The sequence below is a fragment of the Geobacillus sp. B4113_201601 genome (genome assembly GCF_001587475.1).
GTDB lineage: Bacteria > Bacillota > Bacilli > Bacillales > Anoxybacillaceae > Geobacillus > Geobacillus icigianus.
This window is the reverse complement of sequence record NZ_LQYX01000114.1, coordinates 9,350-9,987: the sequence shown is the minus strand read 5'-3', so window position 1 is coordinate 9,987 and position 638 is coordinate 9,350. Positions and strand designations below refer to the sequence as shown.

The window sequence follows — 638 nt, the reverse complement described above, 5'->3', positions numbered from 1 at the left end:
AGTAGCGCTCGATGGCATATGGTTAGCCTATTCGCTGGTCACACTTGGGTTAGTTGAGTTCTAACGCTCAACTAGCGCCACGGGTTTTATTAAATATATGTAAAAGGTTGTAAAACACCAAGTTTAAGATTCTTTATTATATGAATTTACTTATAAGGAGGTTTTAAACATGGAAAACGGAAAAAATTTTAAGGAAAAAAATCAACCTTCTGAGGTTGAGGCTCAAATTACTGTATATTGTGATAAAGATCGTAGCTGCTGTTATAATAACCCATATTGTGAGGGGACTTTTTATTACTTTCCATCAGGCCAGTCCGTACTACAATATTGTGGGTGTTAATAATGTATTAAGTAAATAACTAAAAAGCAAAAATATTATTTTTCAGGGCTGACCCAAAAAGCGATCTCTCCTCAAGAAAGACACAACATATAGTGTGGTAGGGAAGCGGCTGGTGCTTATATATAGCGATGAGAGAGGGTGTCCCAGTCGTTTTGGGACACCCTCCATAGCCATCAAGTGAAGCCTTGGAGCGAGTAGCTCCAAGGCTTCACTCTATATCTTTGGAGGCTGTGACCGTGGGAATATGAAAAGATAGGCATGCCAAATACACCTTCCCTTAATAGAAGGTTTTTTTATT

The 638-nt window shown here is 38.4% G+C and carries 1 protein-coding gene; it reads left to right on the top strand.

What is annotated here, in order from left to right:
- Positions 1-169: 169 nt before the first annotated feature.
- Complete coding sequence (locus tag B4113_RS19960) at positions 170-340, top strand: hypothetical protein (protein WP_156102754.1); 171 nt, start codon at positions 170-172, stop codon at positions 338-340.
- Positions 341-638: the final 298 nt, after the last annotated feature.

Coding starts and splice junctions, on each gene's coding strand:
- B4113_RS19960 (WP_156102754.1), top strand. CDS start 170: ATGGAAAACGGAAAAAATTTTAAGGAAAAAAATCAACCTTCTGAGGTT.